Origin of the sequence: Bradyrhizobium sp. NBAIM18, from assembly GCF_020193825.1 — a bacterium.
Classification (GTDB): Bacteria; Pseudomonadota; Alphaproteobacteria; order Rhizobiales; family Xanthobacteraceae; genus Bradyrhizobium; species Bradyrhizobium yuanmingense.
The window spans coordinates 1-20,914 of record NZ_JADYVO010000007.1 but is presented as its reverse complement, the minus strand read 5'-3'; the positions used below and the strand labels follow the sequence as shown (position 1 = coordinate 20,914).

The 20,914-nt window shown below is 66.7% G+C and carries 15 protein-coding genes and 1 pseudogene; 7 read left to right on the top strand and 9 right to left on the bottom strand.

Going from position 1 to position 20,914, the window contains the following annotated elements:
* Nucleotides 1–23 precede the first annotated feature (23 nt).
* Nucleotides 24–1,403: a hypothetical protein gene (locus tag I6F17_RS17195; protein ID WP_225129342.1), complete on the bottom strand. Its 1,380-nt coding sequence runs from the start codon at nucleotides 1,401–1,403 to the stop codon at nucleotides 24–26.
* 174 nt (nucleotides 1,404–1,577) lie between these two features.
* On the opposite strand from I6F17_RS17195, the gene glmU reads away from it, so the two are divergent.
* Nucleotides 1,578–2,933: a bifunctional UDP-N-acetylglucosamine diphosphorylase/glucosamine-1-phosphate N-acetyltransferase GlmU gene (glmU, locus tag I6F17_RS17190; RefSeq protein ID WP_225129344.1), complete on the top strand. Its 1,356-nt coding sequence runs from the start codon at nucleotides 1,578–1,580 to the stop codon at nucleotides 2,931–2,933.
* 6 nt (nucleotides 2,934–2,939) lie between these two features.
* Here glmU and I6F17_RS17185 read toward each other — a convergent pair whose 3' ends face one another.
* Nucleotides 2,940–3,158: a hypothetical protein gene (locus tag I6F17_RS17185; protein ID WP_036012532.1), complete on the bottom strand. Its 219-nt coding sequence runs from the start codon at nucleotides 3,156–3,158 to the stop codon at nucleotides 2,940–2,942.
* 211 nt (nucleotides 3,159–3,369) lie between these two features.
* On the opposite strand from I6F17_RS17185, the gene glmS reads away from it, so the two are divergent.
* The 3 genes from glmS (at nucleotide 3,370) to I6F17_RS17170 (ending at nucleotide 7,014) form a co-directional block, all read left to right on the top strand.
* Nucleotides 3,370–5,196, top strand: coding sequence for a glutamine--fructose-6-phosphate transaminase (isomerizing) (gene glmS, locus I6F17_RS17180; protein ID WP_225129346.1), 1,827 nt, complete (start codon nucleotides 3,370–3,372; stop codon nucleotides 5,194–5,196).
* Between the two features lie 83 nt (nucleotides 5,197–5,279).
* A complete protein-coding gene (locus tag I6F17_RS17175) occupies nucleotides 5,280–6,050 on the top strand; it encodes a DUF502 domain-containing protein (protein ID WP_036012517.1) in 771 nt (256 codons plus the stop codon).
* Between the two features lie 106 nt (nucleotides 6,051–6,156).
* Nucleotides 6,157–7,014, top strand: coding sequence for an NAD(P)-dependent oxidoreductase (locus I6F17_RS17170; RefSeq protein ID WP_225129347.1), 858 nt, complete (start codon nucleotides 6,157–6,159; stop codon nucleotides 7,012–7,014).
* A gap of 161 nt (nucleotides 7,015–7,175) precedes the next feature.
* On the opposite strand, the gene recG is transcribed toward I6F17_RS17170, so the two are convergent.
* From recG to I6F17_RS17150, 4 genes are all read right to left on the bottom strand, one after another.
* Nucleotides 7,176–9,284: an ATP-dependent DNA helicase RecG gene (gene recG / locus I6F17_RS17165; RefSeq protein ID WP_225129349.1), complete on the bottom strand. Its 2,109-nt coding sequence runs from the start codon at nucleotides 9,282–9,284 to the stop codon at nucleotides 7,176–7,178.
* A gap of 34 nt (nucleotides 9,285–9,318) precedes the next feature.
* Nucleotides 9,319–9,735 (bottom strand): hypothetical protein, encoded by a 417-nt coding sequence (locus I6F17_RS17160; RefSeq protein ID WP_225129351.1) that lies wholly within the window; start codon nucleotides 9,733–9,735, stop codon nucleotides 9,319–9,321.
* 65 nt (nucleotides 9,736–9,800) lie between these two features.
* A complete protein-coding gene (gene prfH / locus I6F17_RS17155; protein WP_225129353.1) occupies nucleotides 9,801–10,424 on the bottom strand; it encodes a peptide chain release factor H in 624 nt (207 codons plus the stop codon).
* Entirely contained in the window at nucleotides 10,421–11,611 is a 1,191-nt protein-coding gene (locus tag I6F17_RS17150; RefSeq protein ID WP_225129355.1) for an RNA ligase RtcB family protein, read from the bottom strand. The genes prfH and I6F17_RS17150 overlap by 4 nt, the downstream gene beginning before the upstream one ends.
* Nucleotides 11,612–11,926: 315 nt before the next feature.
* On the opposite strand from I6F17_RS17150, the gene I6F17_RS17145 reads away from it, so the two are divergent.
* Together I6F17_RS17145 and mfd are read left to right on the top strand one after the other, a co-directional pair.
* On the top strand, nucleotides 11,927–12,217 hold the full coding sequence (locus I6F17_RS17145) for a succinate dehydrogenase assembly factor 2 (protein ID WP_036012510.1): 291 nt from the start codon (nucleotides 11,927–11,929) through the stop codon (nucleotides 12,215–12,217).
* Nucleotides 12,214–15,732: a transcription-repair coupling factor gene (gene mfd, locus I6F17_RS17140; protein ID WP_225129357.1), complete on the top strand. Its 3,519-nt coding sequence runs from the start codon at nucleotides 12,214–12,216 to the stop codon at nucleotides 15,730–15,732. Before I6F17_RS17145 ends, mfd begins: the two co-directional genes overlap by 4 nt.
* Before the next feature lie 132 nt (nucleotides 15,733–15,864).
* On the opposite strand, the gene I6F17_RS17135 is transcribed toward mfd, so the two are convergent.
* The 3 genes from I6F17_RS17135 to I6F17_RS17125 form a co-directional block, all read right to left on the bottom strand.
* Nucleotides 15,865–17,088 carry a hypothetical protein gene (locus I6F17_RS17135; protein WP_036039711.1) on the bottom strand — a complete coding sequence of 408 codons (1,224 nt, stop codon included), beginning with the start codon at nucleotides 17,086–17,088 and terminating at the stop codon, nucleotides 15,865–15,867.
* A gap of 87 nt (nucleotides 17,089–17,175) precedes the next feature.
* Complete coding sequence (locus I6F17_RS17130) at nucleotides 17,176–18,678, bottom strand: class I adenylate-forming enzyme family protein (protein WP_225129359.1); 1,503 nt, start codon at nucleotides 18,676–18,678, stop codon at nucleotides 17,176–17,178.
* A gap of 4 nt (nucleotides 18,679–18,682) precedes the next feature.
* Nucleotides 18,683–20,527: an extracellular solute-binding protein gene (locus I6F17_RS17125; RefSeq protein WP_225129365.1), complete on the bottom strand. Its 1,845-nt coding sequence runs from the start codon at nucleotides 20,525–20,527 to the stop codon at nucleotides 18,683–18,685.
* A 258-nt stretch (nucleotides 20,528–20,785) separates the two neighbouring features.
* Between I6F17_RS17125 and I6F17_RS17120 the strand changes: the two are divergent.
* Nucleotides 20,786–20,914 (top strand): annotated as a pseudogene (locus I6F17_RS17120) (invasion associated locus B family protein); the annotation flags it as partial.

Sequence of the window (20,914 nt, the reverse complement as noted above, 5' to 3'; positions counted from 1 at the left end):
GCGTGCGCGCCGGGGCCGAGGCGTCATTGTCGCCGGAAGAACGACGACAGCGTCGATCCCGCGGACGACGCTGCCGCCTCCGGTTTCGCCGGCGCTGGTGCCGGCTGCGCGGCGGGAGCGGGGGCGGGCTCCTCGCGCTTGGTGCGTTTTGAGGAGTAGCTGCGGCGGCGTTGCGGCTTTTCGGGCTTCGCGCTCGACACAGGCGCCGTTTCGGCTGCAGGGCCAGCGTCCTGGCTCCTCTCCGAACCCTTGTCCGGGACTCTGTCCTGAGTCTTCTCTTGCGTCTTGTCTTGTACCTTGTCCGGACCGCTGCGCATCGACAGGCGCTGGCCATCGAATACGGTGGTCTCGCAAGCGCGGCCGTTCTCGACGAGACCCGCGCAGAATTTTGCGGCGGCGGCGGCGTTGACCAGGGGGCCGGCGCCGAGGCGGAGCTGCATGCCGAGCCCGGTGTTGCCTTCCTTGATCATGATGATCGGACGCAGTGTTGCGATCTCCGGGTTGGACTTGGTCACGCCGCGCCAGAGCGCGCGCAGGCCGTCAACCGAGTTGGCGCCGCCGAGATCGATCGCAAAGCGCGTCTGCTGAACGGCGATGGCAGGGGATTCGCTCTCGGCGGCGTCCGGCGGCTTGGTTGCTGCCGCCACGATTTCGGCCGCGGCGGGCGCCGGCTCGGCCTCCTTCTCGGCGGCCTTCTCAACCGTTTCTGGTTGAATCAGCTTCGACGCGGCCGGATCCGGCGGCGCCATCAGCGACTTCGTGGGTACCAGCGGAATCGTCGGCAGCGCCGAAGTCATGGCCGGATTCTGTTGCACGAGCGAGGCGGCGGCCGCGGTCTGTGGCGGCTGGCTCGGCGGCTCCTTCGACGCTTCCTTCTGAGCGTCCTTTTGCCCATCCTTGGCGGCTTCGCTGCGCGGCTTCTCGCTCGTCGGGGCCGGCGTCGAAGCGACCGGCGCGACACTGGGAGCCGTGGGTGCCGCGTCCTGCGGCTTCGCGCCCGGCGGCGGCGTGGCCGTTTGCTTGGCAATGGCGCCGGTGACGGAATCGAGCCCTTGCTCCAGCACGGTGACGCGCGAATACAGCCGGTCGCGGTCGCTGTTCAGCGTCTCGATCGCGGCGGCGAGCCGGCGCGCTTCGTTCTGGCTCTCCTTGGTCAGCAGCTGCAGCCGGTCGGCCTGGCGCACGAGATCAGCGGACGCAACCCGGTCGCGCCGCCAGCCGAGCTGGGCCTGGTTGGCTATCACGGCAATGACGACGGCGCCGACGGCCGCCACGCCCCACGAGCCCAGCCGCCACAGCAAGCGCCGGTCGAAGGCGCTTTCCTCGGCCAGAAGTCCGGAGAACAGCCCGCCGGTCTCCTTGGTGGAGAAGGCATCCGCCAGTGGGTCGGAATCCTTTGCCATGAATGTTAAGCGCCCAGCCCCGTCCGGCTTCCCCGAATCAATCAGGGAACATTAACAGGAAAAGCGCACCGCACTTGAATTCCGGGCGTTTGCGGGGTTAGCAAGGCGGTAGTTCCGAGGGGCTGCGCCGCCCGTCCGCGCCAATTTGATTCGGCCATAGCTGTCAGGATTTCGATGACCGCCCGTTCCAGCCTCACGATCGTGCTCGCCGCCGGCGAAGGCACGCGCATGCGATCGAGCCTGCCGAAGGTGCTGCATCCGGTCGCGCACCGGAGTCTGCTCGCGCATGTGCTCGCCGCCGCACCCAAGGGAACCGGCACCTCGCTCGCGGTCGTGATCGGTCCCGATCATCAGGCAGTCGCGGATGAAGCCAAGCGCATCCGCCCCGACGCGCTGACCTTCGTGCAGGCCGAGCGGCTCGGCACCGCGCATGCGGTACTGGCGGCGCGCGAGGCGATCGCGAGCGGCGCCGACGATCTCCTGATCGCGTTCGGCGACACGCCGCTGATCTCGGCCGAGGCCTTTGCGCGGCTGCGCGCGCCGCTCGCCCGCGGCGCAGCCATTGCCGCGCTCGGCTTTCGCGCCGCCGACCCGACCGGCTACGGCCGCTTCATCGTCGAGGGCGACCGCCTGGTTGCGATCCGCGAGCAAGCCGACGCCAGCGCGGACGAGCGCAAGATCGCTTTGTGCAATGCCGGCGTGATGGCGATCGACGGCCGCCGTGCGCTCGACATTCTCGGGCAGATCGGCAATGCCAATTCCAAGGGCGAATATTATCTGACGGATGCGGTCGAAATCGTCCGCAGGCAGGGATGGGAGTCGGTGGTGATCGAAACCAGCGAGGACGAGGTGCGCGGCATCAACACCAAGGCGCAGCTGGCCGAGGCCGAAGCCGTAATGCAGGCGCGTTTGCGCAAGGCGGCGATGGAGGCCGGCGTCACGCTGATCGCGCCGGAGACGGTGTATCTGTCCACTGACACCGTGTTCGGCAAGGACGTGACGATCGAGCCGTTCGTGGTGATCGGCCCTGGCGTGTCGATCGCGGACGGCGCGGTGATCCACTCGTTCTCGCATATCGTCGAGACTACGCTCGGCAAGAAGGTCTCGATCGGACCCTATGCGCGGCTGCGGCCCGGCACCTCGCTCGGCGACGGCGCGCGCATCGGCAATTTCGTGGAGACCAAGGCGGCGACGCTGGAGGCCGGCGTCAAGGTCAACCATCTCTCCTATATCGGCGACGCCACCGTCGGCGCCAATTCCAACATCGGCGCGGGCACCATCACCTGCAACTACGATGGCTTCAAGAAGCACAAGACGGTGATCGGAAAGGGCGCCTTCGTCGGTACCAACTCCTCGCTGGTCGCCCCCGTGACGATCGGCAACGGCGCCTATATCGGCTCGGGCTCGGTGATCACGAAGGACGTCCCCGACGACGCGATGGCGCTGGAGCGGAGCCCGCAGACCATCCGGGAAGGCGGCGCGGCGCGTTATCGCGAGATGAAGACCGGCGGCAAGAAGCCGGAGACGTGAGCGGCGCTATTCTTCGTCGGCGAATTCGGAGAAGATCGCGCGGGTCAGGCGCCAGCCGCGCGGCTTGGCGCGCTTCACCGGCTCGCCTTCGGGATGCTTGATGAAGAGGGGCTTGTTCTCTTTGCCGCGCAGCGGCGGCGGCCAATGCGCAAGGTGCGTGCCCGTGGTCTCGCTGGCGCGCAGATACATCGACGACAGACCCTTGCGGTCGGATGAGCCTTTCATGGCCTGGTTCTCCTGACCGGAATCGTTGGCCAAATGTATTGACAATAAGTTAACGGGCGCGGTTTAAGCCGGCCAATTCGACGCAGCGGTCGCGGGCCCGTGCTGTCTCAATCAGCAATAATTATTGAGTATCTGGTTCCCTGCGATTTTCGCTAAAAACCAAGCGCGTCGTTTAGGCGATTTTTCGACGATTTGGGGGATAGTGATCCGCATGTGCGGGATAGTCGGCATTCTCGGGCGCGAGCCGGTTGCAGAGCAATTGGTGGATTCGCTCAAACGCCTCGAATATCGCGGCTACGATTCCGCTGGCGTGGCCACGCTCGAAGGCAAGCACCTGGAGCGCCGCCGCGCCGAGGGCAAGCTGAAGAATCTGGAGAAGCGGCTGGAGGCCGAGCCGCTCAAGGGTACCACCGGCATCGGTCACACGCGCTGGGCCACCCACGGCAAGCCGACCGTCAACAACGCCCACCCGCACGCGACCGAGCGCGTCGCCGTGGTCCACAACGGCATCATCGAGAATTTCCGCGAGCTGCGCGAGGAGCTCGAAAAGAAGGGCACGGTGTTCCACACCGAGACCGACACCGAGATCGTGCTGCATCTCGTCGACGATTTGCTCACGCGCGGCAATAAGCCCGTGGAAGCGGTGAAGCTGACGCTGGCGCGCCTGCGCGGCGCCTTCGCGCTCGGCTTCATCTTCGCCGGCGACAACGACCTCATGATCGGCGCCCGCAACGGCCCGCCGCTGGCGATCGGCTACGGCGACGGCGAGATGTATCTCGGCTCGGACGCCATCGCGCTCGGCCCGTTCACTGATACGATCAGCTATCTCGAGGACGGCGATTGGGCCGTGCTGACCCGCAAGAGCGCCGCGATCTTCGACAAGGACGGCCATGCCGTCCAGCGCGACAAGATCAGGCACGCCGCCTCGACCTCGCTGGTCGACAAGGCCAATTACCGTCACTTCATGGCCAAGGAGATCCACGAGCAGCCGGAGGTGGTCGGCCACACGCTGGCGCGCTACGTCGACATGGCAACCGAGCGCGTCGCGCTGCCGGTCGCGCTGCCGTTCGATTTCAAGAACATCCAGCGCATCAACATCACGGCCTGCGGCACAGCGAGCTATGCCGGGTTCGTCGCCAAATACTGGTTCGAGCGCTTTGCGCGCCTGCCGGTCGAGGTCGACGTCGCCTCCGAATTCCGCTACCGCGAGGCGCCCTTGCGCAAGGGCGACCTCGCCATCTTCATCTCGCAGTCGGGCGAGACCGCCGATACGCTGGCGGCGCTGCGCTACGCCAAGGCCGAGGGCGTGCACACGATCGCGGTCGTCAACGTGCCGACCTCGACGATCGCGCGCGAGAGCGAGACGGTGCTGCAGACGCTGGCGGGACCCGAGATCGGCGTCGCCTCGACCAAGGCGTTCACCTGTCAGCTCATGGTGCTGGCAAACCTTGCGATCGCGGCCGGCAAGGCGCGCGGCGAATTGTCGGACGAGGACGAGACCAAGCTGGTCCACGGGCTCGTCGAGGTTCCGCGCCTGATGGCCGATGCGCTCACGAGCGAGCTCCAGATCGAGAAGCTAGCGCACCGGATCGCCAAGTCGCGCGACGTGCTGTATCTTGGCCGCGGCACCAGCTTCCCGCTGGCGCTCGAAGGTGCGCTCAAGCTGAAGGAGATCTCCTACATCCACGCCGAGGGCTATGCCGCCGGCGAGCTCAAGCACGGCCCCATCGCGCTGATCGACGAGACCATGCCGGTCGTCGTCATCGCACCCCACGACCGCGTGTTCGAGAAGACCGTCTCCAACATGCAGGAGGTCGCCGCGCGCGGCGGCAACATCATCCTCATGACCGATGCCAAGGGCGCGGCGGAGGCGACGGTCGAGTCCCTCGTCACCATCGTCATGCCCGATATGGCAGCAGCCTTCACGCCGATGGTCTATGCCGTCCCGGTGCAGCTGCTCGCCTATCACACGGCCGTCGTGATGGGGACCGACGTCGACCAGCCGCGCAACCTCGCAAAATCGGTGACCGTGGAATAGGCAATCTGGATATCGATCGGCCGCTCTCTTCCAAAACCTGCTAGAAGACCCTAGCTTGTGGTAGCGACCGACCTGGAACCCGAATGACCCCCCGCGACGACGCGCCTGCGCCTCTTGATCCCGTTCCGGAACCGCATACCGGCCTGATGGGCCGTTTCCGCAATTATTTCCTGACTGGCCTCGTGGTGACGGGGCCGATCGCGATCACCCTCTATCTGGTCTGGTGGTTCGTTACCTGGGTCGACGGCGTGGTGCGGCCGTTCGTGCCGCTGGCCTACCGGCCGGAAACCTATCTTCCCTACGTCATTCCCGGCTGGGGACTGATTGTCGCATTCTTCACGCTGACGCTGGTCGGCTTCCTCGCGGCCAATCTGATCGGCCGCACGCTGGTCGATGTCGGCGAGACCTTTCTCGGCCGGATCCCGGCGGTGCGCGCGATCTATCGCGGCCTGAAGCAGGTGTTCGAGACGCTGTTCTCGGGCAAGGGCTCGAGCTTCCGGAAAGTGGGCCTGGTCGAGTTTCCTTCGCCGGGCATGTGGTCGATCGTACTGATCTCGCAGTCGCCGAACGAGGACATCTCGCGCAGCCTGCCGGGGCAGGAGGAGCACGTGTCGGTGTTCCTGCCGTGCTCGCCGAACCCGACCACCGGCTTCTTCTTCTATGTCCCCAAAAGCAAGATCATCGAGGTCGATCTCACCGCCGAGGACGCCGCGACGCTGATCATGTCGGCCGGCGTGGTGCAGCCGGGCTCGTCGCCCGATCCGAAGAAGGCGGCCGCGCTTGCGGGCATGGCGAATGCTGCGCGGATTGCCAATGCCTCCACGCTCCGGCCCGAGCCTGCGAAGGCGGAGTAGGGCCATTCCGCCGCGGGATGGTCGCGTTCACGCGGGCGCATTCGTCCTCTGTTAGTCTCAGGTCGACCGAACCTGCCGCTCGGAATTCTTCGACCTGGAGTGCACGATGTCCAAAACCATTGCGATCCTCGCCCCCGGTGCGATGGGCAGCGCCGTGGCCCGCCGCCTCAGCGAGAACGGTGCGCGCGTGCTGACGTCGCTGCAGGGGCGGAGCGAGGCGACGCGCAAACGTGCGGCGGACGCCGGCATGGTCGGCGCCGAGGACGACGCGATCGCGGACGCCGACATTATCCTCTCGATCGTGCCGCCGGGCGAGGCCGTCGCGCTGGCCGAACGGCTGGCCGCGCTGATCGTCAGGCGCGAGAAGAAGCCAGTCGTGGTCGATTGCAACGCCGTCAATGTCGATACCGTGCAAAGAATCGAGGAGATCATCGGCTCGGTGCAGGCGCCATTCGTCGATGCCAGCATCATCGGCTTTCCGCCGCAGCCAGGTGGCAAGAGCCCGGCCTTCTACATGTCGGGCGAGCATGCTAAGGACGTTGCCGTGCTTGGGAATCTTGGCCTCGACGTGCGGATCGTCGAAGGCCCGGTCGGCGCGGCCTCGGCGTTGAAAATGTCCTATGCCGGCATCGTCAAGGGCCTCGCCGGCATCGGATCGGCGATGGTGATCGCAGCCACGAAGGCGGGCGCGGCCGATGCACTGCGCGACGAACTCGCGCTGAGCCAGCCCGCCATCTTGGCGCGGCTCGAAGTCGCGCTGCCCGACATGCTCCCGAAGGCCTATCGCTGGGTCGCCGAGATGCGGGAGATTTCAGGATTCCTCGGGCCCGATCATCCCGCCAGCCAGATCTACGAGGGCTTTGCGCGGTGGTTCGAGCATCTGGCGGAGGATGCGAAGGGGGAGGCTGTGGATGCGGGATTGATGAAGGCCTTCGCGGCGAGCATTGAGCGGAAGAACGTCTGATCGCGCGCATTCTCGCTCTCTCAACACGTCATTGCGAGCGCAGCGAAGCAATCCAGACTGCCTCCGCGGAAAGATTCTGGATTGCTTCGCTGCGCTCGCAATGACGTGGAGGTTCCGGTGCCTTTGCGTCTGTCACGAAACCTTGCGGCACTGCCTCAAAGTTAGCCCGCTCCGATCAGCGGAATCGCCTCGTCGCGCTCATAGAGATACAGCAGGCACCGCAGCGCTTCGCCGCGTTCGCCCTTTAATTTCGGATCGTCCTTCAGGATCCGCAGCGCTTCGTCTCTGGCCTGGGCGATCAGCTGGCCGTGCACCTCCGGGCGCGCGATGCGGTAGCCGGGCAGGCCGCTCTGGCGCACTCCCAGCACGTCGCCTTCGCCGCGCAGCTTCAGGTCCTCCTCGGCGATGCGGAAGCCGTCGGTGGTCTCGCGGATCACTTTCAGCCGCGCCTTCGACATCTCGCCGAGCGGCTCGCCATAGAGCAGGATGCAGGTCGATGCTTCGGAGCCGCGCCCGATGCGGCCGCGGAGCTGGTGGAGCTGGGCAAGACCGAAACGCTCGGCGTTCTCGATCACCATGATGGTGGCGGCCGGAACGTCGACGCCGACCTCGACCACGGTGGTCGCGACCAGCAGGCCGATGTCGTGCGCGGCGAACTGGGCCATGACGCGGTCCTTCTCGGTGCCCTTCATCTGGCCGTGGACGAGGCCGACGCGATCGCCGAAGCGCTTTTGCAGGGTCTCGAAACGCTTGGTGGCGTTGGTGAGATGCTCGGTGCCCTCAGCCTCGGACTCCTCGACCAGCGGGCAGATCCAGTAGACCAGCTTGCCGGCTTCGAGCGCGCGGCCGACGCCTTCCATGACCTCGCCGATGCGGCTCATCGGCACGGCGCGGGTATCGATGGGCTGGCGGCCGGCCGGCTTTTCGCGCAGCTCGGAAATGTCCATATCGCCGAAATAGGTCAGCACCAGCGTGCGCGGGATCGGCGTTGCGCTCAGCACCAGCACGTCGACAGCCTCGCCTTTGGACGTCAGCGCGAGGCGCTCGCGCACGCCGAAACGGTGCTGCTCGTCGACGATGGCGAGCGCGAGATCCCTGAAGACGACATCGTCCTGGATCAGCGCATGGGTGCCGACGAGCAGGTCGATCTCGCCGTCGGCGAGCTCGGTGATGATCTCGCGCCGCTCCTTGCCCTTCTCGCGGCCGGTGAGGATCGCGACCCGCAATCCCGCGCGCTCAGCGAGCGGAGCGATGGTCTTGATGTGCTGGCGCGCCAGGATCTCGGTCGGGGCCATCAACGCGGCCTGCTTGCCGACCTCGGCGACCGCGGCGGCCGCGAGCAGCGCCACCACGGTCTTGCCGGAGCCGACGTCACCTTGCAGCAGGCGCAGCATGCGCAGCGGCTGCTTGAGGTCTTCGGCAATCGCCGCCGCAGCGTTGCGCTGTGACGGTGTGAGCGCGTAAGGAAGGGCATCGATGATCTTGTTGCGCAGATGTCCGTCGCCGGCATTGCGCACGCCCGCGGGACGGCGCAGCTGCGCGCGGATCAGGGCGAGCGCGAGCTGGCCGGCCAGCAGCTCGTCGAAGGCGAGGCGCGACCAGAACGGCCGATCGGGCAGGATGTCGGTCAGCTCGACCGGCTGGTGCACGCGATTGAGCGCCTCCGCGATCGGCGGGAAGTCACATCGGCGCAGCACCTCCGGGCTGATCCATTCCGGCAGTGCGGGAAGCTTTTGCAGCGCCTGCGCGATCGCGCGGCGGAGCGATCCCAGCGCAAGGCCTTCCGTCAGCGGATAGACCGGGTCGATCCCCGACAGCTTCGAGATCGCCTCCTCGTCGAGCACGCGGTCGGGATGCACGATCTGCGGGATGCCGTCGTACATCTGCAGCGTGCCGGAGACGTAGCGCTTCTCGCCGACCGGCAGCAGCTTCTCGACATACCCGGGCTTGGCGCGGAAGAAGGTCAGCACCACGTCGGCGGTATCGTCGCTGGCGTAGACCAGATACGGCGCGCGTGCGTTGCGCGGTGGCGGCGGGCGGTGGCGGTCGACGGTGACCTCCAGCGTCACCATGGTTCCAACGGCCGCGTCGCGGATCTTCGGCCGGGCCCGGCGGTCGATCACCTGGCTCGGCAGATGCAAGAGCAGATCGACCAGCCGCGGCGTCTCGCTGCGGCTGAGCAGGTACTGCAACAGCTTGTCCTGCTTCGGACCGACGCCGGACAGGCTGGTCACGGGAGCAAACAGCGGATTGAGCAGGCTGGGGCGCATCGGGAGATCTAGCTCGGCGTCATTGCAGGCGGAATCAAGTGGTTCCTTTTTCCATTTTGTGAGCTGCCGCCCATTTCATGAAATCAATTGCATATTGCTGCTGCTCACTGGTCGCGCGCCAGTCAACCAATTGGTCTGATAAACCGAGACTCGTCAGAACTTCGTCTATCAAGGACTCAGCTCCGAACTCCGCAAGGATAGCGGCGTCGACTTGGACGTATGGCCCCTTCTCGCCATAGTGATCAATCAAATGTTGGCGCTCGATGAGCACGACCACCCGTCCCGTGGGGAGCCGAAGGCACATTGCACCTGTCGGGCCTAATTCGTCTGTCCAGCTTTCGATCTCAAACCCCAGGGACTTTGCAATTTCGGAAAGCCGCACCTGAAAGCGCATAATCTCATATTCGGGGTTGGAAAACCGATAACCGAAAATCTGTACCACGTTCGTCATGGGGGCGTTCCAAGGCGGTGAGACGGGAGCCATAGCGAGGCGCATCCGGCGCTCGCCAACCTATACTAAAATGCCCGGAAGGCGCTGCCCTTGAACCGCTTCACCGGTCGCCCGCGTTCCAGGCTATCGTGCGCGGCATGCGCATCGTTCTGTGCGGTGATGGCCGCCACTTCACCTTGCAGCCGGAGTAGTGCCGCCATTCGCTCCAACGCCAGCGCCTTGTTGCGGTGCTGCGAGCGTTCCTCCCGCACCACGACGGAGAGACCGCTCGCGATGTGGGTGGCGCGCACCGCGCTCTCGGTCTTGTTCTGGTGCTGGCCGCCGGGCCCACCGGCCCGGAAGGCTTCGAAGCGGACATCCTGGACGGCGAGCGCCTTCGGTGCATTCGGCACTGCCGGAAGCTCGAACACGCCGAAGAACCAGTTCTTCCGCTTGTGATGCGGCCGGACCGGGCTTGGCGCCACCCACTGGATTGCACCGATCCACGGCTGGGCGAACGCCGCCGCGGCCCCGCCATGGATGACGACGATAGCCGAGGCGGGACCATGCCCGTCGGGCTTCGGTCCCTCGACGCAATCGGTTTCGAGCCCGAGCGCGGCGGCTTCGGCTGTCAGCGCCGAAACGGCCTTGCCGACCGCGATCCGGCATTCCGCCGGACCGCGTCCGCTGGTGAACAGGAGGCGGATCATCGGCGCTCCTCCTTCCAGCTCTTGTCGCGCTTGCCGCTCGCCGCGGCGGTGGACTGACCCTTCTTGAAGGTCAGCAGCGGCCGGAACGTAGCCACCACGCGCACCAGACCAAACTCCACGAGATCGGCGATGACGCGCTCGATGCTCTTGTAGGCGTCCGGCGCTTCCTCCGCCAGCAGGCCGCGATCGGCGCAGACCACGATGCCGCCGAACGGGTTGCGTTCCAGCTTTGCGACGTCTGACTTCTTGACCCGGACGCGGCCATGCATGGACGCACGGTCGTATTTGCGCCCCGCGCCGTGCGCGAGCGATGCAAGCGCCTCGGCCTGCATGTCCGCCAAAGGCTCGACCAGATACGACAGCGTTCCGCGCGACCCCGGCACCGGCACCAGTCCGCGATCGGCCGCCGCGGCGCCCTTGCGATGCAGTGCCAGCACATCGCCGGCGGCGCTGGGCCGGCACTCGACCATGTTGTGGGCGAGGTCGCTCACTGGACGCAGACCGGCGCGCGCGGCCGCTCCGGTCCGCTCTGCGATGATGCGGCGATTGAGCTTCGCCCATCGCACCGCGTGATCGTGGTCCGCCAGATAGGCATTTGCCGCGTCGCTGCCGATGGACAGCGACGGCTGTCCGCCTTGCAAGGCCCGCTCCAGGATCGAGAAACCGAGACCCCGCGAGCCCGAGTGAACCAGGACATAGGCCAGGTTCCGGTCGAGGCCGGCGCGTGCAGCTGCGTCCGGCGCCAGGATCTCGTCGAGAGCCTGGAACTCGCAGAAATGATTGCCCCCGCCGATACTGCCGAGGGCGGCATCGAAGACGCTGGCGCCGAGGTCTGCGTCGGCAAGCGCGGCCTCGACGCCGCCATCCCAGGGCTGGTCGAGCGCTTGCATGCGTTCGGCCAGATGGTCGAGCCGCAGCTTGCGTGCTGCGATGTCGAGCTCGAACAGGCCCATGCCGCAGCCGATGTCGGAGCCGACGAGTTGCGGATGGATCCGCTCCGACAGAATGGCGCAGCCGACAGGTCCGTACTTGCCGGGATGCAGATCAGGCATGGCAGCGACCGACCGGACTCCGGGGAGGCCGGCGACCTGTTCCAGTTGAAGTGTTGCATTGCCTTCGATCCACGATTTGGATGAGGCGAAGAGGTGGATCGGCGCGCGGCCGTCCACGTTGGGAAACGTGCCCATTGAAAGCTTCCAGAAGATAGGGATCGTCGACACGCGCGAGATGCGCGTGGTTTCCCTAACGGCGCGGCCAACGCACGCGCAGTTTAGGCGATGCCCTCGACGGGGCGGCGAGACATGGACGTCATCGAGCCTTCTCCCTGATGATCGCGCCAGGCGGCGCCGGATCGGGGCAGACACATAGCGGCGAAAGCGAGAAGCCGCAAGCCACAGCCGGTGTGCTTCCGGCGACAAAAGCCTGCTGACATTTGGAGGTCCACCGCCTATATCAGCCCCGCCCGGCACGTCCGGGCTTTCTGCGTTGACTGGATTTGGGACATGACGGGAACGACACGATCGAGCAGCGGGCTGGATGACCGCCGCAAGCGGCTTCTGTTCCGCTGCTGGCACCGCGGCACGCGCGAGATGGACCTGATCCTCGGCCGCTTTGCGGACGCTGAGATCGGCAATCTGTCCGATGACGAGCTGAGCCAGCTCGAGACTTTGCTCGAGGTCAACGATCCCGATCTCTATGCCGCCATCACCGGCGACAAGGTGCTGCCGGCCGACGTCGCCGGCGCGCTGTTTGCCCGCATCAAGGCGTTTCCGATCGCGGACGGCAACGCATGAAGCAGGGGATGAAATCTCCGGCCGAGCTGCTGACGCCCGGCCGCGCGCTGACGCTTGCCAATGTCGCGGAAGGTGCCGAAGGCCTCGTCGTCTCCGATCTCGCCCGTGCCATCGCTGCGCGGCCGAAGAAGCCGGCGGTCAGCCTTGCGGTGGTCTGCCGCGACGGCGGGCGCATGCAGTCGCTCGAACGGGCCTTGTGGTTCTTCGCGCCCGATCTGCCGGTGCTGACCTTTCCGGCCTGGGATTGCCAACCTTACGACCGCGTCTCGCCACATGGCGGCATTCTCGCGCAACGCCTGACCACACTGGCGCGGCTGGCCTCGCTCACCGGCAGCGACAAGCCGCTGATCGTGCTGACCACGGTGAACGCGGTGGTGCAGCGCGTGCCCGCGCGCGAGCTGGTCGCGGCGCAGGCGCTGTCGGTCGCGCCGGGCAATGTCGTGCCGATGGACACGGTCGTCGCCTGGCTCGAGCACAACGGCTACAACCGTTCCTCCACCGTGCGCGAGCCCGGCGAATACGCCGTGCGCGGCGGCATTTTGGATCTGTTTCCGGCCGGCCTCGAGCAGCCGGTGCGGTTCGACTTCTTCGGGGACAGTCTGGAATCGATCCGTTCCTTCGACGCGGAGACCCAGCGCACGCTGCTCGACATGCGCTCGCTCGACCTCGTGCCGGTCTCCGAGTTTCAGCTCGTCACCGACACCATCCGCCGTTTCCGCATGGGCTATGTCGCCGAGTTCGGCGCGCCCGAGCGCGACGATGCGCTGTATGAAGCGGTCAGCGAAGGGCGCCGCCATCCCGGCATGGAGCACTGGCTGCCGCTGTTCCAGGACCGGATGGACACGCTGTTCGATTATCTGCAAGGCGCGGCGATCGCGATCGAGCCGCAGGCCGAGGACGCCGTGCGCGAGCGCTTCAAGCAGATCCTCGACTATTACGAGGCCCGGCGCGAGGCGATGGAGCATCCCGGCAGCGGCGCCATCTACAAGCCGCTGCCGCCCGACCGGCTGTATCTGACCGAGGAGGAATGGAGCAAGCGCCTCGGTGCGATCCCGCTGGCGCGGCTGACGCCGTTCTCGGTGCCGACCGACGGCACCGGCGTAGTCGATGCCGGCGCGCGCAAGGGCCGCGACTTCGCGCCGGAGCGCAACGACAGCAATGTCAACGTGTTCGAGTCCGTCGTCGCGCATGTGATGGCCTTGCAGGCGCAGCGCAAGAAGGTCGTGATCGCACTGTGGACCGAAGGCTCGCGCGACCGCATGACCTCGATGCTGCGCGACCACAAGCTCGCCCACACCACCAGCGTCAATTCCTGGCGGACGGTGCAGGCGACGCCGCGCAACGAGACCATGCTCGCGGTGCTCGGCCTCGAGAGCGGCTTCGAGACCGACGAGATCGCCATCATCAGCGAGCAGGATATCCTCGGCGATCGCCTGGTGCGGCCGCGCAAGGCCAGTCGCAAGCTCGACAATTTCATCTCAGAGGTGACGAGCCTCACCGCCGGCGACATCGTCGTCCACGTCGATCACGGCATCGGCCGCTTCATCGGCCTGCAGACGCTGGACGTCGCCGGCGCGCCGCATGACTGCCTCGAGCTGCATTATGCCGCCGAGACCAAGCTGTTCCTCCCGGTCGAGAACATCGAGCTGCTGTCGCGTTACGGCTCTGATCAAACCACGGTCGAGCTCGACCGCCTCGGTGGCTCGGGCTGGCAGACCCGAAAAGCAAAACTGAAGAACCGCATCCGCGAGATCGCGGGCGAGCTGATCAAGATCGCGGCCGAACGCATGCTGCACGAAGCGCCGAAGCTGCCGGTGCAGCAGGGCGTCTACGACGAGTTCTGCGCACGCTTCCCCTATGACGAGACCGAGGACCAGCTGGGCGCGATCGAGTCCACGCTGAAGGATCTCGAAAAGGGCCGCCCGATGGATCGCCTGATCTGCGGCGACGTCGGCTTCGGCAAGACCGAGGTGGCGCTCCGCGCCGCCTTCGCCGTGGCGCTCGACGGCAAGCAGGTCGCGGTCGTGGTGCCGACCACGCTGCTGGCGCGCCAGCACTACCGGACCTTCAGCGAGCGCTTCAAAGGCTTTCCCGTCAATGTCGCACAGGCCTCGCGCCTGATCCCGACCAAGCAGCTCAACGAGGTCAAGAAGGGTATCGCCGACGGCTCGGTCGACATCGTCGTCGGCACCCACGCGTTGCTCGGCAAGGCGATCAAATTCCGCGACCTTGGCCTGCTCATTGTCGACGAGGAGCAGCATTTCGGCGTCAGCCACAAGGAGCGGCTGAAGGCACTGCGCGCCGAGGTGCACGTGCTGACGCTGTCGGCTACCCCGATCCCGCGCACGCTCCAATTGGCACTGACCGGCGTGCGCGAGCTCTCGATCATTGCCTCGCCCCCGGTGGATCGCTTGGCGGTGCGTACCTTCGTCGCCCCGCACGATCCCCTGATGATCCGCGAGGCGCTCTTGCGCGAGCGCTATCGTGGCGGCCAGGCGTTCTACGTGGTGCCGCGCATCGACGATCTCGCCGAGGTCAAGGACTTCCTCGACAAGAACGTGCCCGAGATGAAGGTCGCGGTCGCGCACGGCCAGATGCCGCCGGCCGTGATCGAGGACATCATGACCGCGTTCTACGACGGCAAGTTCGACGTTCTGTTGTCGACCACCATCGTGGAGTCCGGCCTCGACATCCCCAACGCCAACACGTTGATCGTCCATCGCGCCGACATGTTCGGCCTTGCCCAGCTCTACCAGCTGCGCGGCCGCGTCGGCCGCTCCAAGCTGCGGGCCTATGCGCTGTTCACGCTGCCGGCGCAGCAGAAGATCACGGCGCAGGCCGAGCGCCGGCTCACCGTGCTGCAGTCGCTGGAGACGCTGGGCGCCGGCTTCCAGCTCGCCTCGCACGACCTCGACATCCGCGGCGCCGGCAATTTGCTCGGCGAGGAGCAGTCCGGCCACATCAAGGAGGTCGGCTTCGAGCTCTATCAGTCGATGCTGGAGGAGGCGATCGTCAATCTCAAGGCCGGCGTCTCCGAGCCCGCCGCCGATCGCTGGTCGCCGCAGATCACCATCGGCATGCCCGTGCTGATTCCGGAGGACTATGTCAGCGACCTCTCGGTGCGGCTGTCGCTGTACCGGCGCTTGGCCGATCTCGACACCGAGGAGGAGATCGAGAATTTCGGCGCCGAGATGCGCGACCGCTTCGGCGTGCTGCCGGACGAGGTGCGGTATCTGTTCAAGGTCGCCGCGATCAAGGCGTTCTGCCGCCGGGCCAATGTCGAGAAGATCGACGCCGGCCCGAAGGGCGCCGTCATCGTCTTCCGCGACAATTCCTTCGCCCATCCCGAGCGCCTCGTGAGCTTCATCCGCAGCTACGGCCAGGCCGCCAAGGTGCGCCCCGACATGAAGGTGGTGTTCCTGCAGGACTGGGAAACGCCGGAGGAGCGGCTCGCGGGCACGACGGAGATCATGCGGCAGCTGGCGCAGCTCGCCGAGAGCAAGAAAGCGGCGTAGAGGCACCGGCCTCACCGCGTCATTGCGAGGAGCCCTTGCGACGAAGCAATCCAGAGTCTTTCCGCGGAGGGATTCTGGATTGCTTCGCGGCGCTCGCAATGGCGGTGGTTATTGCGACAGCCCGCGAGAAAGCTAAGACGCCGCCCTGGACGCGTCCGCCGACAGCCGGGCCAGCAGCGACCGTGCCGTATCCGACGGCGACAGCGAGTCCACGCTGACCACGGGATCGCTGCGCATCTCGTGCTTGCCATTGGAAGTGTGCCGCATCACCGCGGAGAGGCGGCGGGCGATCATATGCGCGGTGCGGAAGTCGGTCTCGGCGAACACGACGATGACCGAGCCGTCCTTCTGCGCGGCGCCAAAATCCATCTGCCGCATCAGGCGGCTGAGGATGCGGGCGGCGTCGAGCTGGGCGCGGGGATTGTTGGGATCGAAGGCGAAGCGGGCGACCGAGAGGCCGCCGCCGCGGGCGAGCGTCTGCTCGACCGCCTTGGCGAAATCGCGGGCGAAGGCTTCCACCGTGAGTAGGCCGCTGCGCGGATCGAGCCAGCCGCCGGCATCGATCGAGCGCAGCGTGCGGCTCAGCTGCGCTTCCATGGCGTGCTGGCGGATCAAGGGCAGTGCGTTGGCGGCGATCCTCGGCGGCTCGCCGGTGATCAGCTCGAGATTGGGCAGGTCGTAGCTCTGGGTGAGCTGGTGGGCGGTGACGACCACGGGCAGGCTGCGGAAGCGGGTGTCCTCGGCGAGCACGGTCAGAAACGCATCGGTCACGCGCGCGGTAAAACCTTCGGCGAGCACGACGCCGTCGAGATCGCGGGTGTTGAGGTGTTTCGCGGCAGCCTCGATCGAGAGCGCACCGACCACGCCGACGCGTTCGCCGAACGCGACGGAGAGCGCAGGGTAAGCCGCGCCGCGGCCGATCAGGAGCACGGTGGCATCGCGTGCGGGATCGCCCTGCGGCAGCGCGATTTTCACTTCGGGCAGCCGGCGCAGAACCGTTGCGTGCAATGTGCGCACGCGCAGCGCCGCCCGGAGCCGCGCGATCAGCCGGTCGGGATTGCTGCCGCGCGAGGAGAAGGGCAGGGCGTTGTGCGGCAGCGTGCCCGCCGCATCCAGGGCCACGAAGGGCAGGTAAGGCGATTGAGCGGCGATCTTCTGAGCAAGCCGCGTCACATGCGGCTCGTGCCCGGCATGCACCGCAGCGAGAACCGCGGCCGGCTGCACCTCTTCGACCGCGCGCGGCGCGCTGGTCCAGTCGGTGTCGACGACGGGAAAGAGCCGGGCCTCGTCCAGCGCCGCCACGAAGGCGGGGCGTTCGGCATCGGACACAAACAGGATCGGGCCCGCCTGGGACATGTAAAAACTCTGATCGCGCAACAATTTGCCGCCGCAATCTAGTTTGGCCGCCTTAATGCTGCGTCAACGCAGGCGCTGAAACCGTGCCTAGACCGGCCCGGAGCGGTCGCGAAAAGCCTCGACCATCAGGGGGTTAAGCCCGAGCTCGCTGAGCGCCTCGCGGGCGCGGGCATTGTCCTGGGCGCGCCCGGCGAGCCGGTGGCCGGAGAGGCGGTCGGGCAGCGCCGTGAGCAGCGCGCCCTGGCCGAGCCGGCGCGCCCATTCCTGCAGGTCGTTGGAGAGGAAGCGATAGCCGCCGACGGCCATGATGCCGGAGGGCGGCGCGGTGATGCAGATCGCGCCGCTCGGGCGATCGAGCCGCGCGGCATAGCCGGTGTCGACATAGTCACGCGGCGGCTGCGCCGTCAGCGTCTCGCCGACCGGCTGCGGCGGGGCGTAGGCCGCGATCGGCACCATCGCGCCGCGCAGGCCAAGCGTACCCCTCGGCGTCAGCAGGATCTCGCCGGCGATGGAGGAGCCGGACTGCTCGCGCGGAGCGCCGTGCGGCCCCGGCATCACCGGCACCGGCATGCCGTCCTCGCCGCGGCGGGCGCCGAACAATCCGGCCTCGCCGAACAGGTAGACGTCGGTCAGCGGCGCATGCGGCGCGATCCAGGGATCGCTCGCCGCGACCTGCTCGGGCGCGCGCCACAGGCCGATGACGTTGCGCAAAGTGGGCATCCGCGCCGCGAGGTCGGCATCGCCGAGCCGCAGCGCGAGCTGCGCCGGCGCGATCAGCACCTCGCATTCGTGCTCGTTGATCTGCTGCTCCAGCACATCGTTCTCGAACGGATGATGCAGCGCCAGCGTGCCGCCCGAGAGCAGCCACACCGCGAGCGAGGAGGCGAGCCCTGCGAACGACATCGGCGTGAAAGCCGCCATCAATGTCGCGCCCTGCTTGATGTCGGCCTCGAGCGACATCGCAAGGCCGCCCGCGATCAGGCTGAAATGCGGCCGCGGCACCGGCCGGAAGCCCTCCGCCGTGACGTCGAAGGAGATCATGGCCGCCTTGCGGCCGTCCTGGATCACGGCGCGCGTGGTGCCTGGCGGGCGCGCCAGGACGTCGTCGAGAGAAGCCATGCCTTCGGGCAGGTCGCTTCCGAAGCCGTAGACGTGCCGGATCGAGAACGCCTCGGCCGCGGCGTGCATGGCGAGATCGGCATAGCTGACGCCGTCGACCGTGCTCATGGTAACGATGGCGCGCGCGGCGGTGCGGTTGAGCGCTGCGGTCAGTTCCGCATGGCGCCAGAGCAGCGGCAGCACGGCGACGACGAGGCCTGCGCGATGGGCCGCGAGCACGGTCAGCACGAACTCGACCGTGTTGGGCAGCTGGATCGCGATCACGGAATTGGCGGGCAGGCCCGATTCGACGAAATGCGCCGACAGCGCCTCGATGGCGGTATCGGCCTCGGTATAGGTCATCCGCCGCGGCTGGTGCCCGGTGATGCGTGCCTTGTTGAGCGGATCGAGCAGGGCGGTTGCGTGCGGCTGCCGCATCAGCGTGCGCTGAAACAATGTGTCGAGCGTCGGCGATATTGCTGGCTGGTTCACGGCGTCACTTCGCTTGATGAGCTTGCGGCTGCCCCTTCGACCACCAGGTCTCGGGCAAATAGCCCGAGAGCGAGGTGGTCTTGGGCCGTTCTATCCGATTCCAGCGCGCGATCCATTGCTCCGATACGTTAAACAGCGGGATTGTATAGAAGCCCGCGATGAGGGCGCGGTCGAGCGCGCGCACCGCCGAAACGAAATCCGTATGTTCACGGGCCTCGAGCAGGGCGGCGATCATGGCATCGACGGCGGGATCCCTGGCGCCCATGTAGTTGCGGGTGCCCGGATTGTCCGCCGCCGCACTGCCCCAATAGAAGTACTGCTCGTTGCCGGGCGACAGCGACTGGTCCCAGCGGTTCTGGATCATGTCGAACTCGTAGGCGAGCCGGCGCTGGTCGAATTGCACCGGATCGACGGAGCGAACGCTGGCCTCGATGCCGGCGCGCCTGAGGTCGCGCTGGAAGGCGAGCGCGATGCGCTCCTGGTCGCGCGTCGTGACCATGATCTCGAAGGTGAAGGGGGCCTTGGTCGCGCGGTTGCGCAGCACGGTGCCCTCGAGATCGTAGCCGGCCTGCGACAGCAGCTTCAGCGCGGCGCGCAGCGTGGTGCGGTCGCGGCCTGATCCGTCAGTGACCGGCAGGCGGTAGCTGCCGTCCAGGATGTCGGGCGGAATCCGTGCGGCGAACGGTTTGAGCAGCTCACGCTCGCGCGCATCCGCAGGCTTGCCATAGGCCGACAGCTCCGAGCCGGCGAAATAGCCGGCCACGCGCGAATAGAGCCCGAAGAAATAGCTGCGGTTGACCAGCTCGAAATCGAGCAGCAGCGTCAGAGCCTGCCGCACGCGGATGTCGGCGAAGACAGGACGGCGGGTGTTGAACACCAGGAATTCGGACGGCTGCGGCAGGCCGGGCTTGACGGTGTCGCGGATCACCTCGCCGCTTTTGGCGGCCGGAAAATCGTAGCCGTCGTGCCAGCGCAGCGGCTCGTGCTCGACGCGGAAATCGTAGAGGCCGCGCTTGAACGCCTCGAACTGCCCGTTGGCCTCGCGAAAATAGTCGAGCCGGATCTCGTCGAAATTGTAGAGCCCGCGATTGATGGCGAGGTCGCGGCCCCAATAATCGGGATTGCGCGCAAGTGTCACGCTGGCGCCGGGCTTCACCGCGGTGACGCGATAGGGGCCCGAGCCAATCGGCGCGGTCAGCGTCGTTTCCTCGAAGGTCGCGACGTCGATCGCGTGCTTCGGCAGGATCGGCATCAGGCCGAGAATCAGCGGCAGCTCGCGGTCGTTGGCGCCTGTCAGGTCGAATCGGACGGTGAGGGGGTCGGGCGCTTCGGCCTTGGCGACCTTGCCGTAGTACTGCCGGTGATTGGGGCGGCCGTGGTCGCGTAGCAGCTGCCAGGAGAACAGCACGTCCTCGGCCGTGACCTGCTTGCCGTCGGAGAAGCGCGCGCGGGGATTGAGACGGAAAGTGACGAAGCTTCGCTCGTCATTGGTTTCGACGGTCTTGGCGAGCAGGCCATAAAGCGTGAACGGCTCGTCCTGCCCGCGCGCCAGCAGGCTCTCGACCACGTAGTTGCGGACCGGCTGCACCGCCAATCCCCTCACGATGAAGGGATTGAGGCTGTCGAAGGTGCCGAGAATGCCCCAGGTCAGGCGCCCGCCCTTGGGGGCATCGGGGTCGGCGTAAGGCATGTGGCTGAAGCCGGCGGGCATCGCCGGCTTGCCGTGCATGGCGATCGCATGGGCCTCCTCGGCCGCGGCGGTGCCCGCCGACAGCATCCCGGCAAGCGCAAGGGCAAGCGTATAGAGGCGGAGGCCGGGGCCCTCGAAGAGGCGCTGGAACATGAACATCGGCACAAGGTGATTCGAGGACCGTCGGGCGAATCTTATCACAGGGAATTTGATGGGGCTTTCGCGCCAGACCGGCCAAAGACGCTTGTCGGCATTGATCTTTTCGTCGGCCACGTTAAGAAGGCACCCAATCGCGCAAGAGCGTCGAGCCCGTCACTTATCCGCCTCAATTGACGGGGAGAGAGCCGCGCCCAAGGCGGCCAGGTTCGGCGCTTCGGAGCGGTTCGGGCACTTCCCGTTCAGAAAGGGTTTTCCGCAATGAATTTCCGTTACTTGGCCGCGTCCGTCCGGCCGCGCGGGCGACTTCTCGCCCTGTTGACGGCGACGGCGTTGGCCGTTCCGTTTGCCGCCGAGGCCCAGACCCCTGCGCCGGCCCCCGGCGCCCCC